The organism is Cognatishimia coralii, from assembly GCF_037478305.1.
Taxonomy (GTDB): domain Bacteria; phylum Pseudomonadota; class Alphaproteobacteria; order Rhodobacterales; family Rhodobacteraceae; genus Cognatishimia; species Cognatishimia coralii.
Genome location: NZ_JBBGAZ010000017.1, coordinates 1 through 15,778 on the forward strand (window position 1 = coordinate 1; position 15,778 = coordinate 15,778).

A 15,778-nucleotide genomic window follows, 5' to 3' on the forward strand; every position below is an offset into this window, starting at 1 on the left:
GCCGGAGCCTGTGGCTCCGGCGCGGCGACCCCGCACAACAGAAAAGGCCCCGCGAAACCGCGAGGCCTTTCCAAGGATTTTAGATAGATCAGTGACCGAGAATCTGGCTGAGGAACAGCTTGGTCCGGTCGCTTTGTGGGTTGTTGAAGAACTCTTCTGGCTCGTTCTGCTCCACAATCTGGCCCGCGTCCATAAAGATCACGCGGTTCGCCACCTGACGCGCAAAGCCCATCTCGTGGGTCACGCAGAGCATGGTCATGCCCTCTTCGGCGAGTTCGATCATGGTATCCAGAACCTCTTTGATCATCTCTGGGTCCAGAGCCGAGGTTGGTTCGTCAAACAGCATGATCCGAGGCTTCATGCAGAGCGAGCGGGCAATCGCCACACGCTGCTGCTGACCACCAGAAAGCTGACCTGGGTATTTATTCGCCTGATCGGGAATCTTCACCTTCTCAAGGAAATGCATCGCCAGTTCTTCGGCTTCTTTCTTAGGTGTTTTACGCACCCAGATCGGCGCCAGCGTACAGTTCTCAAGGATCGTCAGATGCGGGAAGAGGTTGAAGTGCTGAAAGCACATGCCGACCTCGGACCGGATCTTGTCGATGTTCTTGAGGTCAGAGGACAGAACCGTCCCGTCGACCTCAATCAGACCCTGCTGGTGCTCTTCCAGAGCGTTGATGCAGCGGATGAGCGTGGATTTACCAGAACCGGACGGTCCACAGATAACGATCCGTTCGCCACGATAAACGGTCAGGTCGATGTCACGCAGAACGTGAAACGAGCCATACCATTTGTTCATCTTCTGGATTTGGATCGCGACTTCGTCGGATACTTTCATTTGAGCATTCGTCATTGAGATTAATCCCTATGATCAGTTTGCAGCTGGCGTTCGAGCCATTGCGAATATTGAGAGATGCCGTAGCACACGACAAAGAACAGAAGGGCGGCAAAGCCAAAGACTTCCCAGTAGATCCCGGTCCAGTTGGCTGACCCGAGGATCGGGCCACGGATGGCGCCGACGAGGTCGAACATGGAGATCACCGAAACCAGCGTGGTGTCTTTGAACAGACCAACCGCCACGTTCACGATGCCCGGAATAGAGATCTTGAGCGCTTGCGGCAGGATGATCAGACGCATCGCCTGAGAATAGTTCAGACCCAAGCTGTCTGCGGCTTCGTATTGGCCCTTCGGCAAGGCTGCCAGACCACCACGGATCACCTCGGCAATATAGGCCGCCGAGAAGAGCGTGATCATGATGATCACCCGCAGGATCAGGTCGATATTGGCATCCGGTGGGAAGAAATACGCCAGAACCACGTTTGCAACGAAGAGCAAGGTGATCAGCGGCACGCCCCGAACGAATTCAATAAAGACAACGCAGATGCCTTTGATGATTGGCATAGACGACTGACGACCCAGCGCCAGAGCGATCCCCAGCGGGATCGACAGCGACACACAGATCGTGCCCAGGATCATGTTGAGCATAAAGCCCCCCATGTCGCGGCTTGCTACCGGCTCAAAGGCCATGAAGCCAGAGGCCGCACCCGAGAGCATCCCGCCCAAACGCCATACGATGATGGCGGCGATCAGACCTGCAACCAGTCCCAATACAAAGCCAGAGCGCTTCTCGCCTTCAAGGAAGGCATAGTAGCCCGCGATGAAACCGATCAGACCCACGATTGGCGCCAGAATGGTGCCGCCCCAGATCAGCCAGAAGGCAATGAACGGGTAAAGCAGGGTCAAGACCAACATCTTGCGTGGCAGGCCGTTAAACAGCACGGGCGACACACAAGGCAGAAGCAGTACAAAGGCCAGGAATGGACGCCAGTAGCTATCAGACGGATAGCTGATCCCGAACAAAAGCTGGTTCCAGCGTTCCGCCAGAATGGCAAAACACGCGCCAGTCTCGCCTGCAAGCGCAGTAACGCAATCCGCGCGGCTGCCGCCTTCCCAGACGCCATTGGCGAACCATGGGTAAACGCCAATGACGATCTTGATGACGAAATAGACCGCCAGAATGGTCAGGATCGAGTTTATCCAGCCAGAGAACAGGTTCTCGCGCAGCCATTTGATCACCCCTGCTTCGCGCGCCGGTGGCGGCGATGGAGGGATCTGGTCGTGACGCACAAAGGATACATCAGACATATCAGCGCTCCTTCAACTTAACAGAGTTGTTGTAGATGTTCATGACCACCGAAATCGTCAGCGAGACGGTGAGATAGAACAGCATCAACAAGAGGATGGCTTCAATCGCGCGACCGGTCTGGTTCAGCGTGATGCCGCCCAGCGTGCCGGTGATGTCCATGTAGCCCACCGCAATCGCCAGAGACGAGTTTTTGGTGATGTTCAGATACTGGGAAATCAGCGGCGGAATGATCACGCGCAGCGCTTGTGGCAGGATCACAAGGTTCATGATCCGGCCCGGACGCAGGCCCAGGGCCGCGGCGGCTTCGGTCTGACCTTTGCTGATCGCCTGGATACCTGCACGGACGTTCTCCGCGATAAAGGCCCCTGTGTAGATCGCCAACGCGAACCAAAGCGCAATCAACGACAGACGGAGGTGCACCCCACCCTGGAAGTTGAAGCCTTTGAGTTCTGGGCGCTCAAGACCCACTGGCTGACCCAGCAGGAAGTACATGATCACGCCCGGCACGATCAGGATCGCCAAGGATGGCCAGCCCGTCGGCAGCATGCGACCGGTGCTGTAAAGCAGGTTGCGCGCATAGCGACGGTAGACAAAAACTCCGACAATCGACGCCAGAATGGTCAACCAAAAGACCATCGAACCGCTGCCGTTTTCAAACGCTGGGATATAGACCCCGCGGTTTGTGAAGGCGACCATGTCCAGCCACATCTCTGACGTCGCATTCTCTCCGCGGAAAGCCCGAGGCTGTGGCAGCGCGTTGGACATCGCCAGGAAGATGATCAGGATCCAGATCAGAACCGGCACGTTGCGGAAGGCTTCGACGTAGATGCTCATCAAGCGGGCGACCAACCAGTTGTTGGACAGACGCAAAACACCTGCGATGACGCCCAGAACCGTCGCAGAAACACAGGCCAGGAAAGCCACGATCAACGTATTGATCGCTCCGACGGTGGATGCACGGGCATGGGTGGATTGTGACGTATAGTCGATGGGACGCTGGTTGATGTCATAACCAGCAGGCTCGCCCAAAAACGCCCACGAGATATTCAGGCCCGCGCGTTCAAGGTTGGCGAAAAGGTTGGAGATCAGATAGCCGATGCCAAAGATCAGCAGCACAAGCGCGATAAACTGGAACGTATATGCGCGGTAGCGTGTGTCGTTGATCAGCATTCCGATACGGAAGCCGTCTTGACTCACACCTGGATCAGGGATTGTGGACATATGTGTCCTCTGTCAGCAGAAGCCGTCTCCGAGCAAGCAGCGCTCTAAGAGGTGGCAAAGTTTCAATAGCTACAGCGTTGACCGACGAAAACAGGAAACGGAAACCAGATACATACGCGGAGTCGTTGAGGTCCGTGCATGCCGCGCCCTGTCGATTTGATAAATTGTCAGAAAACGCCCCAGATAAGAAAAGGGCGTGGAAATTCCACGCCCTCTCCTAAGATCAACTTACCGGAATGGTGGGGAGTAGATCAGGCCACCGTCGGTCCACTTGGCGTTTACGCCACGTGCCAGACCGATGTTGGTGTCTTCGCCGATGTTGTTCGCGAAGACTTCGCCGTAGTTACCGCCCGCCATGATAGCGCGCTTCGCCCATTCTGCGTCCAGACCCAGCATCTCGCCCAGAGTACCTTCGGTACCCAGCAGACGGTTGATTTCTGGAGTGGATGGGTTCGCAGATGCGCCCAGAGTTGCGATGTTGTCAGAAGTAACACCCAGCTCTTCTGCAGTGATCAGAGCGTTCAGAGTCCAACGAACGATGTCGCCCCAGTTGTTGTCGCCGTGACGTACCAGTGGGCCGAGTGGCTCTTTGGATACGATTTCTGGCAGAACAACGTAGTCACCTGGGTTTGCGAAGTTCGCACGCTGCGCCGCCAGAGCGGATGCGTCAGTGGTGTAAACGTCACATGCGCCGGACAGGAACAGCTGAACAGCTTCGGAACCGGTTTCGATTGGCACTGGCTCATAAGAGATGTTGTTCGCGCGGAAGAAGTCCGCGAGGTTCAGCTCGGTGGTTGTACCGGTTTGGATACAAACAGTCGCGCCGTCCAGTTCTTTCGCAGAGGATACGCCCAGTGCGGTTGGAACCATGAAGCCCTGACCGTCGTAGTAGTTCACACCGACGAATTCAAACTTCAGGTCAACGTCACGAGAGAAGGTCCATGTGGTGTTACGTGCCAGCATGTCGATCTCGCCTGCTGCCAGCGCGGTGAAACGAGTTTTACCGGTGGTAGGAACGAATTCGATTGCGGTGGAGTCACCCAGAACAGCAGCTGCAACCGCACGGCAAACAGCAACGTCAAAGCCCTGCCATACGCCGTTCGCATCAGGCTCAGCAAAGCCTGGAACGCCGGTGGACACACCACAGTTCAGTTTGCCGCGCGCTTTGACGTCGTCAAGCGTACCAGCAAACGCAGCGCCAGCAGACAGAGCGAGTGCCGCAGCGCCGAAAATAACGGATTTTTTCATTTTTACCTCTTCCTGGTTTGTCGCCCTTTTGGGCGGCTTTCGATTCCGTTTTATTGGAATCGTTTTCACCGAGTGGAGTGCTCCCCATCCCAGTAGCGCCGAGTTTGGACGAATTTTCCGAGGAAGGTCAAGTGTATCTATTACAATGGCGATTAAATTTTAGGCGTTTTGCGAACTTTTGAAATGACCGCCCGAAAACGCCTATTGTTTGCGCAAACGATTGAACAAATATGCATTTTTAAACGCAGTTTTCTTAATTTCTGCTTGCTCTTGCGCCTCTTCGTCCTCGCCCCACTGCTCTTCTTGCCAAGATTCGTCGATGCGAGAAAGCGACCAAAGCTCATCAATTGGTGCGAAATCGGAAACAGCCGCGAATCCCAAGACCAGCGAACCGGACAAACAGACGAGGTCATGGAAGGCTGCGAGCTCGAAATTGTCCATTTCGTGGACCTTGAGTCGGAGCGATTCCAGCGCGTCAGCATCCTGTCCTTGGAACATCACTCCGGCCACCGGCTTCAGGCGCGCGCCGTAGGTTTCAGCTGCCCAATCCAAAACCGGATCCCAGGCCTCGGCCTGACGTTGAACCAACGCCTCGGGGCTGTCCGCGCGATAGCACAAAAGATCTGTGCCGCCGTATTCGGCCAACATGTCGGCAACTTCGGCATGCTGCTGCGCGACTTTGTCCAAAGCCGAGTTCGCGCAGCGCGTAACAGGCATGGACATGGGATCGATCTGTTCGCCTTGCGCGTCCCATTCTGCTGCAATCGCTTCGGCCAATGCGCGGGTTGGAACCACCACCGGAGTCTTTGCTGGGGTCTTCAAAGGACGCGCATCCAGCTCTACCGCAAAGCCTTCCTCCGTTTCCGCAACCGCGGCAGATTTCCAAAAACGTTTTGCCGTATTCCAGCCTGACATATCTCTATCCCAACATTTGACCCAAAACCGGAAGAAGCTCCTCGAACCGGTCTATGATGATTTCCGCATTGGCCAGCTTTTCGCGGCCATGGTATCCCCAGCTAACGCCAATGCCACGCACGCCAGCGGCGCGGGCCATGGACATGTCAAAGCTGGTGTCTCCGATCATGACCGTCTGCGCTGCGTCAACGCCCGTTTCAGCCATGGCAGCCTCGATCATCGAGGGATGCGGCTTGGACGGATGATGATCCGCGACCTGTTCGGTCACAAAAAATCCCTCCAGCGCATGTCCCGCGATCAGGCTGTCCAACCCTCGCCGAGACTTGCCCGTCGCCACACCCAACAATGTGTAGGGCTGCGCACGCAAGGCGTCCAATACCTGACGCGCACCGAGGTAAAGCGGCGAAGACTCCACGCTGCCTTTGGCCGCACGCAAGTCCTGATAGGCCTGCTTATAGGCGTCGACCAAATCGATCTGCTCGCCCAGCGAGGCCTCTGGTGCCAGCCGCTGCATGGCCACATCCAAAGACAGTCCCACAATCGACAGAACATTCTCCCGAGCCGGCGCTGGCTTGCCCAGCGCCGCAAACGCACGAGACATGGATCCCACGATGTCGCCCTGACTGTCGACCAACGTCCCGTCGACGTCAAAGATCACCAGCCTAAGGTCGCTCATCGCAACTCCTCAAAGGGATCTTCCTGCGCCATATCGGGCGTCCAGTCGAAGGTCTCAAAGGTATGGGCCATGTGGTCCGGCATTGGAGCTGTGACCGTCATAACGGATTTTGTGCCCGGATGCTCAAAGCTCATCATACGCGCGTGCAGGTGCAATTTCTTGGAAATGATCCCGCCCAGCTGCGCGCCCCAGCCGTCGCCAAGGTTCTCCTGCCCCGAGCCGCCGTATTTCCCGTCGCCAATAATCGGATGCCCGATCTCGGCCATATGCGCGCGCAATTGGTGGGTGCGGCCGGTGATCGGCTCCATTGCGACCCAGGCCGCGCGGCTGGCCACACGATAGAGCGTTGCATATTGCGTCAACGCGCGTTTCGCACCGGGTGTTGAACTGACATCGCGCGGATGCACTGCATGCATCTTCTCGCCTTCGCCACGTTTGCCATGCCCATGGGCTTTGACGAGACCGTATTTGATTTCGCCCAGATAAGGCGTCGGTACGCCAGCCACCACAGCCCAATAAATCTTGCGCGTCGCATGGTGGCGGATCGATGTCGTCAGGGCCTGCGCCGCCTGCCGCGTGCGCGCCAGCAGCAGAACGCCCGATGTGTCCTTATCCAGCCGATGCACAAGACGCGGCTTTTCCTCATAGCCGAATTTCAGCGCTTCAGACAGACAGTCCACATGGCGCGTCTGCTTGCTGCCGCCTTGGGTCGGCAGACCCGGAGGTTTGTTCAAAGCAATAATGTGATCGTCACGATAAATCACACAGGATTGGATCAGCTTTTCATCCGCGGCCGAGATGCGATTGCTGCGCGGTTTCGGCTCTGGCGCTTTATCTGGGAGGGGAGGCACGCGCACCATCTGACCCGCCTCAAGCCGCGTCGCAGGTTTCACCCGCCCGCCATCCACACGCAGCTCGCCTTTGCGGCACATCTTTTCGATGCGGATCTGGTTCAGCTGCGGGAAAGTCGCCTTCAGCCAGCGATCAAGACGCATATCTGCGTCGCCCGCCGCGACTTCAATCGTTTGCACGCCACTCATGCCCAAATCCCCCGAGCGATCCAAAGCCCCAACACAAGGGCCGCAATCGACGCCCCGACCGACAGAGCCACATAAAAGGCCGCAGCCCCCGTCTGACCTTTTTCAAACAGGGTCACCGCCTCTAGAGAAAAGGCCGAGAAGGTAGTGAACCCGCCCAAAAACCCCGTCATCACCAAAGGGCTCAGATGCATGATCCCCTTGCGATGGGCAAAGACCACGAAAAGCCCCATCAGAAACGACCCGACAATATTCACAGTGACAACGCCCAGCGGAAATCCGGTTCCGACAAGGCGGATCACGCCCAGCCCCGCAAGATAGCGCATCACTGCGCCCAAAGCTCCGCCCAGCGCCACATATGTCAGGTTCAAAAACATCCCGGCTCTCTCGCCCCTGCCTCGGCTTTTGTCAACCTTGGGGACGGGTCCGGACCCTTAGCCCATCCGAGATTTCACGAAATCCACAAAGCGTTGCTCAGGCGAAAAGCCGAACAGAACCTCGCCGTTGCCAACAAAGTTGGAATAAGGGTTAAAGTCATAGAAACAGGCGCTGCCAGAGTCTTCGCGCAGGAAATACTCGACGCCACCGATGTCGGCTTTGGATTTGGCGCAGATATCCAGCACATTCTGCAAGATCTCGGCGGGGACTTCGTTGGCAACAATGCCGTCGTTGCCAATCACGCACATGTCAAAGTCATCCGCTGCGGGTTCTTCGTCAAAGCTGATGCTGCAGCCATCTGCGGCGCAATAGTTGAACTGGTTTTCCACCACCTGCTGGCGAATGCTGTAAAACAGCGCCCCGTTCAGAATTTCCACGCGGTACACATGGCCGTCCGAGCGGATGTATTCCTGGACGAGCCCTGTGCCATCAATGCCAAGATCCAAGCTGTCTCCGGCAATCGCATCACGCAGTTCTTGCGCGGTATCAAACCGCGCCACGCCAGACCCAGAACCGCCGATGTTGGGTTTCACAATAACGGGATAACCGATGGTCTCAGCGGCGGCAGGCGCGTCTTCGGGGCGATAGATGGCGACGGATTTCGGGCAATCCAGCCCAAGGCGCTCAAATATCCCGTTCTGCACGGCCTTAGAGGCTCCGACGAAATGAGCCTGCGAGCCGTTGATGACTTCGATACCGAGGCTCTCCATCAAATGCAGAACATGCAGCGTATGTGCCGCAACCGAAGAGGCGCGCCCCTCAGAGGGCATCATATTCACGCGGTTGATGCAGAGGTCGAAATCGAAGTCTGATTTCGAAGTCAGAAAGGCAGCATCGGCGACATTGATCGCAACAAGCTCAATCCCGTTTTGCGCAAAACACGCGCGCAGATCATCCGACCAGGTGGGGTGCTCGTAAAGAAATCCGACTTTCATTGTCGCCTCGTATTTTTAGGTTGCTGGCCGGGACGCGAGTCTCTGGCCGATGGCCTTGCGCTATCAAACTCGAACGCTAGGTTCAAACATCGAAAACACCGACTGAGACCTCGGATTTTTAGCCCTTGCCACGCTGCGCCCGCAGTTTGGCGAAATAGGCCACCCGTTTGGCAAGATCGCGTTCGAAACCACGTTCAACCGGAGCATAAAACTCGGGCCGTTTCATGCCCTCGGGGAAATAGTTCTGACCCGAAAACCCGTCCTCTGCGTCATGGTCATAGGCATAGCCCGCGCCATAGCCCTGATCCTCCATCAGGCCGGTCGGCGCATTCAGGATATGCTTCGGCGGCATCATCGCCCCCGTCTTTTTCGCCGCTTTGCGAGCGGCCTTGTAGGCCACGTAGTTCGCGTTGCTCTTGGGTGCCAAGGCCAGATAGACCACGGCTTGGGACAGGGCCAACTCCCCCTCTGGCGAGCCGAGCCGTTCGTAGGTCTCCCAGCTCTGCAAACAAACCGCCTGCGCCTGCGGGTCGGCGAGGCCGATGTCCTCGACAGCCATACGCACCAGCCGTCGTGCCAGAAAGCGTGGGTCTTCGCCCCCCTCAAGCATCCGCGCAAACCAGTAAAGAGCTGCGTCGGGATCGGATCCCCGCACCGACTTGTGCAGCGCGGAAATCAGGTTGTAATGCTCATCCCCCGATTTGTCGTAGTTCACTGCGCGTTTCATCAGACGCGTCGCCAATTGGTCGGTTGAAAGTTTGCCATCGACCTTCCAGGCCGCAACCTGTTCGATCAGATTGAGCAAAGCGCGACCGTCGCCGTCGGCCATCTCAAGCAAACCTTCACGCGCCGCGCCTTCAAGCGGGAGCGCTTTGCCCAGTTCTTTCTCGGCGCGCTGCGCCAAACGTTCCAGATCTGAGAGCTTCAGGCGTTCAAGAACCAGGACCTGCGACCGCGATAAAACCGCGGCGTTCAGTTCAAAACTCGGGTTTTCGGTGGTCGCGCCCACCAAAAGGATCGTGCCGTCTTCCATATGCGGCAGGAACCCGTCCTGTTGGGCCTTGTTGAAGCGGTGGATCTCGTCCACGAACAAAAGGGTTCCCTGCCCGTTTGCCCGCCGGATCTTGGCCGCCTCAAAGACTTTGCGCAGCTCTGGCACGCCCGTAAAGATCGCAGAGATCTGGACGAAATGCAGATCCGTTTCCTGCGCAAGAAGCCGCGCGATGGTGGTTTTGCCAACGCCCGGCGGCCCCCAGAAAATCAGCGAGCTCAGGCTGCCCGCGTCCAGCATCACGCCCAAGGGCGCATCAGGCCCCAGAACCTGCTCTTGCCCAATCACCTCGCCCAACGACTGTGGGCGCAACCGATCGGCCAAGGGGCGCGGGGCTGTGTCTTGGGTCTGGGTCTGAGGGTCTCCGAAGAGATCGGCCATTGGGGTCGCCTTGGGGTTAGAGCCTGAAGCGCATGAGAATCTGTTGACCCCCACGCTCGATCGCCAAGGTGATACGGCTGCCGGCATTTCGCAAGGCGCGTTGGGCAGATTTCGTGTCGGGCGTCTCTTCGCCGTTGACCGCGCGCAGGATATCTCCGGGGCGCAAGCCCGCCCGCGCGCCCGAGGGACCCGGGTCTTCGATCACGACACCTTCGGCCCCAAGCGGCAGTCGTGAGTTGGCGATCACGGCTGGGTTGATATTGGATAAGGTCACCTCTGGAATGGCCGAACGTCTGCCCGTGGTGATCGTCTCACGCGCCGGAATTTCGGGTGGAGCCGCTAAAGAGACCCTCACGACTTGCGGGCGCCCCTTCTGTAAAACCGTCAGATCCGCTTCAGAGCCAAGCCCGGCCACCGACATGCGGAAAATCATCTCGGACCCGGTGTTCACGGGCTGACCATCCACCGCAAGGATCACGTCGCCCGGTGCGAGCCCCGCTTTGCGCAAGGGGCTGGCTTCGTGCAGCGAGGAAATCACGATGCCTCCAGGGCGATCCATCCCGAGGCTCTCGGCCATATCCGCATCGACGGGCTGGCCAGAGGCGCCGGCCCAGGGACGTTGGAAGGTGTCGTTGCCCGCCTTGGCCTGCGCCACAAATTGCGCGACCAGATTGGTGGGGATGGCAAAACCGATGCCATTGCTGCCGCCCGACCGCGTCAGAATACGGGTGTTGATGCCGATGAGGTCTCCGTTGATGTCAATCAAGGCACCGCCCGAGTTGCCCGGGTTGATCGGCGCGTCGGTCTGCAGGAAATACCCCTGCCCCGCACCTGCCGCAGTGCCCGAGCGCGCAAGACCCGACACAATCCCGCTGGACACGGTTTGGCCGACGCCGAATGGGTTGCCGATTGCCAGGACAAGCTCTCCGACATCGACGGTGTCGCTGTCTCGCAAGGTGAGGTGCGGCATGTCTTTAGGCGCATCAATCAACTGCAGGATCGCGAGGTCGCTTTGCTGATCCCCCAACAGAACACGAGCTGCGAACTCGCGACGGTCGTTGAGGACGACACGGATATCCGTTGCCATGCCGACGACGTGATAGTTGGACACGACGATGCCTTCGGCTGACAGGATCACGCCAGATCCCAATGAGTTCTGCACCTGCGGCCGCGTGGTGCCGAAATCTCGGAACAGGTTTTGAAAGAAGGGATCGCCCTGAAACGGGCTTTGGCGCGTCTCGACCACGCGTTTGGCGTAGATATTGACCACAGCAGGCGCGGCCTCTTTCACCAAAGGCGCAAAGCCGAGTTGGATTTCCACTTGGCTCGTCGGGACTTTGGTTTCCGCAGATGCGAGTGTGGCGAAGACAAGAGAGACGACAGCAAGGGTTGCGCGGATCATAGGGTGGCCTTGGTTGGATCGTGATCGTTTTGATATGCGCAGGAGACGCGCGCTTTGCAAGAGACAGCAAGGCCGAGGCGATGCCCCGGCCTTTACGTTGGAATGAGTATTTTTGGCAAGATGAAGCCTAGGCGCGTTTAGGCGCAACCACACGTTCAAACAAGAAGGCCGCAAGGCGGCGCAGACCAATGCCTGTGCGGATCTCGAATTCTTCGAATTTGAAACGAGACGGCGAAACACCCTCGCGGCGGAAGCCCTCGATCAGGGATTTGCGCATTTGCATTGGGCCGCAGAATGCCACTGTCAGGCGATCCGTAGACACTCCGGTTTTCGCCAGAATGCTATCAGCCGTCGCCCGACCATCCGTCGCAGAGTTTTGGATATGCAGGGTCAGGTTGGGTTTGGCCAAAGCCAGCTCTTTAAGTTGCGTCAGATGCGCGGCAGAGGCTTCGTCGCGGATACAATAGACCAGATGTACAGGGCCGCTTGACGGATCAAGGGCTTCGGACCAGGCTAGGAATGGCGTGATGCCAACACCGGCGGCAATCCAAAGTTCCGGGTCTTGCGTGTTACGGCGTTCGAAATGCCCGAAAGGGCCTTCAAGGCGCACAGCTGTTCCTGTTTTCAGGGTCCGCGCCATGCGATTGGTATAGTCGCCCAATTTTGCCACGGTCATGCGAATGCTGCCATCCTCTCGCGGAGCGCTTGAGATGGTGAAAGGATGCGGCTCGGCGCCCTCGATGCTGAGGAAGGCGAATTGGCCCGCCTTGTGACGCAGAGCGCGACCTTTTGGCGTCATGGTGATTGCCATCGCATTGCCGGTTTCTGTGATGTCAGAGACCTCATAACGTTTGGAGCTGCGCATACCAGCCGGCAACAGGCGATAGACGAACGCCACAATCCCAAGGGCGCAGAAGGCGCTTGTGTAAAGGCCCAGAGGGTCTCCGTTCGCGAATGGCTTGAGGATAAACAGATAGTGGAACGCCCCTGCCATAAAGAAGAACCCCATCAAACGGTGGGTCCAGCGCCAGAGGTGATAGGGGATGAAGGTCGCAATGGTGATCACGACAAGGATCAGGATGCCATAGAGGCTGAGTTCTCCGAGAGTTTCGGCCAGTTCCACCAAGGCTGTTTCGCGCCCAAGGCCGTCCATTTCTGCGTCAATCGTGTCGTGCAACAGGATTGCGGCCATGGCACCAATCCCCAGCCATTTGTGCAGGATATACCCGCGATCCAAGCCTCCGAAGATGGCTTCGACACCGGGCCAGCGGGTGGCAATCACTTGCAAGAGTGCCATGGCGATCAGAGCCCAAATGCCCAGATACTGACTAAACAGCGCGATCACATCCCGGCCCTGCGCAATTTCTGGCCACCAGATGACAGGAACGGCCAAGGCGGCAGCGGTGACAACGAGTCCGAGGGGGCGCAGAGACATGGGGCAGTTCCTGTTTTTGGCAAATGGCTAAGAGACTTTTAAACGCCGCCCCTAACAGGTCAACGGGTCTCCCCCAAAATGCCTCTTAGAGTGATGCTTAGATCTATAAACTTTTGGACGATTGGCAGGCTGCGCTTGACAGCCCTTCTATGTTCGCTCACTTTTGAAGAAATGAACATTCGTTCATTTAATGGGAGGATCAGATGCTAAACCGTGAAGCCACGATCGCCGCGACGCGCGAGGCGTTTCAATGGAACGTGCCAGAGTTCTATAATATTGGCGTCGACGTTTGCGACAAATGGGCAAGCGTCGAGCCTGATCGGCTGGCCTTGATCGACATCGATGCTGAGGGCGAGGCGCGCGAGTATTCCTTCGACGATCTGCGGCAAATGTCCTCTCGCTTCGCGCATGTTCTGTCCAGATGCGCGCAGCAGGGCGACCGGATTGGCGTGCTTTTGCCACAGTGCCTTGAGGCCGCGGTTAGTCACATCGCAATCTATAAGATGGGCGGGATTGCGCAGCCCTTGTTTACGCTATTTGGGCCGGACGCTTTGGCCTATCGGTTAAAGGATTCCGGGGCCTCGGTCGTCGTTACGAATGCGCAAATGGCCGAGATTCTTGCGAGCATTCGCCAAGATCTGCCCGCTTTGAAAACGATCATTTCAATCGACGGCCCCGACGGAGATATTATCGGATTTCACGAAGCCTCTGCAGTGCAACGCACATCATTTCCACCGGTAAATTCCCGCGCCGACGATCCTGCGGTTCTGATCTATACCTCGGGTACAACAGGCAACCCCAAAGGGGCTTTGCATGCGCATCGGGTTTTGCTGGGTCATCTGCCTGGGATTGAGATGAGCCACGATTTCTTTCCAAAACCGGGTGACAAAATCTGGACGCCCGCCGATTGGGCCTGGATCGGAGGCCTGCTGGACGTGCTCTTACCCGCTCTGCACCACGGGGTGCCTGTGGTGGCCTGCCGGTTCCAGAAATTCAGTGCCGAGGCGGCGTTTGACTTGATCAAATCTCAGGGCATTCGAAATGCATTTCTCCCCCCAACGGCGATCAAAATGATGCGCCAATATCCCGATGCCGAGAAATTCGGGATCAAGATGCGCTCTGTCGCAAGCGGCGGCGAAGCTCTGGGTGAAGAATTGATCGCGTGGGGCCAAAAAGCGCTGGGTGTGACGATCAACGAGTTTTACGGGCAGACCGAATGCAACATGATCGTGTCGTCTTGCGCGGATCTTGCAAGACCCGAACCCGGCGTTATGGGCTTTGCTGTCCCGGGTCACGAGGTCGACGTGCTTGACGCGGAAACCGGCGAGCCGCTTGGGGTCGACGAACAAGGCGATATCGCAGTGCGCTTCCCTGACCCGGTGATGTTTCTGCGCTATTGGAACCGCCCCGAAGCCACGTCAGAGAAATTCCGGACCGTAAATGGCGTGAAATGGCTTTTGACCGGAGATCAGGGGCGCAAAACATCCACCGGTCGCATTGCTTTTGTTGGGCGCGATGATGATGTGATCAACTCGAGCGGCTATCGCATTGGCCCTGCAGAAATCGAGCATTGTCTTCTGACCCATCCAGCCGTGGCCATGGCAGGCGTGGTCGGCAAACCGGATGAGATGCGCGGAGAGATCGTGACCGGTTTCGTCCAACTAGCCGAGGGCTATGCACCCTCAGACGAGCTGGCGCAGGACATCAGCAACTATGTAAAGACACGACTGGCCGCCTACGAATATCCCCGCGAGCTGCATTTCATTGATCAGATGCCCCTGACGACCACAAGCAAGATCATCAGAGGCGATCTGCGCAAACTCTTGGCGGATCAATCGAGCGGTGCGTGAAGCCGAGTCTTTGAGGTGATGATCCCACCGCGATTGCCAATCTCGATGCTGCCATAGCGCTGTTTGAAAACCTCTGGCAGTGGACGGTCACCGGTCGGAGACAGCCACAGGCGAAACAAATGACGCCTTTCTGCGGGATCAGGCCAGTCCGTAAAACCTGTGCGGTCATGTAGCTGGGCGTGGTTATAGACGAACTGCAAATCTCCGGGCGCAAGGCGCATGGTCAGGTGAAGGCTTGGATCGTTGGCCAGATCATCAAACATATCCAGCGCCTCGATATGGGCCGGCGTCAGACGCATTGCCTCGGGGAAACGCTGGGCGCTGTCGATATATTGCCGTTGATAAAACACGGTCAGCTTGCCCTCATGCCAGATCAGCGGCGGGATGGTCATAAAGGGCTCCATCCCCTCGGGCACCTCTCCGCGGCGGTCGGTGGCGATCGGGTCAAACAAGAGCTTCAGCAGGTCCGGACGTTCCGCGCGCATGCGGTTGTAGATGCTTTCCGCGCTGACCAAGAGCGAGTCCCCGCCCTCTTTGGCTTCGCGCAAACACATCAGCCCAACGATATCGGCGCTGTCTGTGTGAAAGGTCTGACGCGCTGCTGTCTGGTAGATGCGTGAATTCGGGTCATTTGGATCCGCGCCGATATTGCGCACATGCCCCAAAATATGCCCATCCGCATTCTGAGACCGAGCCGAGCCCAAATGCGCGCCAATCCCGCAGAAGATCGCGGCGCACATTTCTTGTGTGTATTGCTCTATCGGCAGTCCCCGCAGGACTTCGAAGCCGTGGCCATTGATTAGGGTTTGCTTCAGGGCGGCCAAATGTGCGTCAAACACCCGCAGTGGAAAATCCTCTTGGCGGATTTCACCGATATCGCGGCCCAAAGACAGATAGTGACGTGCTGCGGCCTCTATGTCGGCGATCTCGGTCGGAGAAAGGTGATAGAGCCAGACATCTTGTTTGCTTTGCATATCGGCGCCGATCCAAGCGGCTGGGCCTTCGATTTTTTCTGGAAGAGTAAGCGGCATTTGGGCGTCCTA

14 protein-coding genes are annotated in these 15,778 nt (G+C 57.5%); 1 reads left to right on the plus strand and 13 read right to left on the minus strand.

Annotation, left to right across the window (positions count from 1 at the left end; genetic code table 11):
* Positions 1-88 precede the first annotated feature (88 nt).
* From WG622_RS17640 to WG622_RS17695, 12 genes are all read right to left on the minus strand, one after another.
* Positions 89-853, minus strand: coding sequence for an amino acid ABC transporter ATP-binding protein (locus WG622_RS17640; RefSeq protein WP_209355441.1), 765 nt, complete (start codon positions 851-853; stop codon positions 89-91).
* Positions 854-858: 5 nt separating this feature from the next.
* Entirely contained in the window at positions 859-2,145 is a 1,287-nt protein-coding gene (locus WG622_RS17645) for an amino acid ABC transporter permease (RefSeq protein ID WP_339404722.1), read from the minus strand.
* Position 2,146: 1 nt separating this feature from the next.
* A complete protein-coding gene (locus WG622_RS17650; RefSeq protein ID WP_209355439.1) occupies positions 2,147-3,367 on the minus strand; it encodes an amino acid ABC transporter permease in 1,221 nt (406 codons plus the stop codon).
* Between the two features lie 228 nt (positions 3,368-3,595).
* Positions 3,596-4,615: an amino acid ABC transporter substrate-binding protein gene (locus WG622_RS17655; RefSeq protein WP_209355438.1), complete on the minus strand. Its 1,020-nt coding sequence runs from the start codon at positions 4,613-4,615 to the stop codon at positions 3,596-3,598.
* A 201-nt stretch (positions 4,616-4,816) separates the two neighbouring features.
* The gene (locus WG622_RS17660; protein ID WP_339404723.1) at positions 4,817-5,530 is read right to left on the minus strand and encodes an ATP12 family chaperone protein; all 714 of its coding nucleotides are present in this window, start codon (positions 5,528-5,530) and stop codon (positions 4,817-4,819) included.
* 4 nt (positions 5,531-5,534) lie between these two features.
* A complete protein-coding gene (locus WG622_RS17665) occupies positions 5,535-6,206 on the minus strand; it encodes an HAD-IA family hydrolase (RefSeq protein WP_339404724.1) in 672 nt (223 codons plus the stop codon).
* Positions 6,203-7,246: an RluA family pseudouridine synthase gene (locus WG622_RS17670; RefSeq protein ID WP_339404725.1), complete on the minus strand. Its 1,044-nt coding sequence runs from the start codon at positions 7,244-7,246 to the stop codon at positions 6,203-6,205. The genes WG622_RS17665 and WG622_RS17670 overlap by 4 nt, the downstream gene beginning before the upstream one ends.
* Positions 7,243-7,620: a fluoride efflux transporter CrcB gene (gene crcB, locus WG622_RS17675; protein ID WP_209355434.1), complete on the minus strand. Its 378-nt coding sequence runs from the start codon at positions 7,618-7,620 to the stop codon at positions 7,243-7,245. The genes WG622_RS17670 and crcB overlap by 4 nt, the downstream gene beginning before the upstream one ends.
* 57 nt (positions 7,621-7,677) lie before the next feature.
* Complete coding sequence (locus tag WG622_RS17680; RefSeq protein ID WP_339404726.1) at positions 7,678-8,616, minus strand: ATP-grasp domain-containing protein; 939 nt, start codon at positions 8,614-8,616, stop codon at positions 7,678-7,680.
* Positions 8,617-8,734: 118 nt separating this feature from the next.
* Positions 8,735-10,048: a replication-associated recombination protein A gene (locus WG622_RS17685; protein WP_339404727.1), complete on the minus strand. Its 1,314-nt coding sequence runs from the start codon at positions 10,046-10,048 to the stop codon at positions 8,735-8,737.
* Positions 10,049-10,064: 16 nt separating this feature from the next.
* Positions 10,065-11,450 (minus strand): trypsin-like peptidase domain-containing protein, encoded by a 1,386-nt coding sequence (locus WG622_RS17690; RefSeq protein ID WP_339404728.1) that lies wholly within the window; start codon positions 11,448-11,450, stop codon positions 10,065-10,067.
* 127 nt (positions 11,451-11,577) lie between these two features.
* Complete coding sequence (locus WG622_RS17695; RefSeq protein ID WP_339404729.1) at positions 11,578-12,885, minus strand: ferredoxin reductase family protein; 1,308 nt, start codon at positions 12,883-12,885, stop codon at positions 11,578-11,580.
* Positions 12,886-13,088: 203 nt separating this feature from the next.
* Between WG622_RS17695 and WG622_RS17700 the strand changes: the two genes are divergently transcribed.
* Positions 13,089-14,735 carry an acyl-CoA synthetase gene (locus tag WG622_RS17700; RefSeq protein WP_339404730.1) on the plus strand — a complete coding sequence of 549 codons (1,647 nt, stop codon included), beginning with the start codon at positions 13,089-13,091 and terminating at the stop codon, positions 14,733-14,735.
* Here the strand turns inward: WG622_RS17700 and WG622_RS17705 are convergent.
* On the minus strand, positions 14,717-15,766 hold the full coding sequence (locus WG622_RS17705; protein ID WP_339404731.1) for a TauD/TfdA family dioxygenase: 1,050 nt from the start codon (positions 15,764-15,766) through the stop codon (positions 14,717-14,719). The two genes, WG622_RS17700 and WG622_RS17705, sit on opposite strands and share 19 nt — an antisense overlap.
* Positions 15,767-15,778 lie beyond the last annotated feature (12 nt).

What these genes read in the sequence shown, in the direction of transcription:
- WG622_RS17685 (WP_339404727.1), bottom strand. Translation starts at nt 10,048, where the DNA reads ATGGCCGATCTCTTCGGAGACCCTCAGACCCAGACCCAAGACACAGCC.
- WG622_RS17690 (WP_339404728.1), bottom strand. Translation starts at nt 11,450, where the DNA reads ATGATCCGCGCAACCCTTGCTGTCGTCTCTCTTGTCTTCGCCACACTC.
- crcB (WP_209355434.1), bottom strand. Translation starts at nt 7,620, where the DNA reads ATGTTTTTGAACCTGACATATGTGGCGCTGGGCGGAGCTTTGGGCGCA.
- WG622_RS17680 (WP_339404726.1), bottom strand. Translation starts at nt 8,616, where the DNA reads ATGAAAGTCGGATTTCTTTACGAGCACCCCACCTGGTCGGATGATCTG.
- WG622_RS17640 (WP_209355441.1), bottom strand. Translation starts at nt 853, where the DNA reads ATGACGAATGCTCAAATGAAAGTATCCGACGAAGTCGCGATCCAAATC.
- WG622_RS17650 (WP_209355439.1), bottom strand. Translation starts at nt 3,367, where the DNA reads ATGTCCACAATCCCTGATCCAGGTGTGAGTCAAGACGGCTTCCGTATC.
- WG622_RS17665 (WP_339404724.1), bottom strand. Translation starts at nt 6,206, where the DNA reads ATGAGCGACCTTAGGCTGGTGATCTTTGACGTCGACGGGACGTTGGTC.
- WG622_RS17670 (WP_339404725.1), bottom strand. Translation starts at nt 7,246, where the DNA reads ATGAGTGGCGTGCAAACGATTGAAGTCGCGGCGGGCGACGCAGATATG.
- WG622_RS17660 (WP_339404723.1), bottom strand. Translation starts at nt 5,530, where the DNA reads ATGTCAGGCTGGAATACGGCAAAACGTTTTTGGAAATCTGCCGCGGTT.
- WG622_RS17705 (WP_339404731.1), bottom strand. Translation starts at nt 15,766, where the DNA reads ATGCCGCTTACTCTTCCAGAAAAAATCGAAGGCCCAGCCGCTTGGATC.
- WG622_RS17645 (WP_339404722.1), bottom strand. Translation starts at nt 2,145, where the DNA reads ATGTCTGATGTATCCTTTGTGCGTCACGACCAGATCCCTCCATCGCCG.
- WG622_RS17655 (WP_209355438.1), bottom strand. Translation starts at nt 4,615, where the DNA reads ATGAAAAAATCCGTTATTTTCGGCGCTGCGGCACTCGCTCTGTCTGCT.
- WG622_RS17695 (WP_339404729.1), bottom strand. Translation starts at nt 12,885, where the DNA reads ATGTCTCTGCGCCCCCTCGGACTCGTTGTCACCGCTGCCGCCTTGGCC.
- WG622_RS17700 (WP_339404730.1), top strand. Translation starts at nt 13,089, where the DNA reads ATGCTAAACCGTGAAGCCACGATCGCCGCGACGCGCGAGGCGTTTCAA.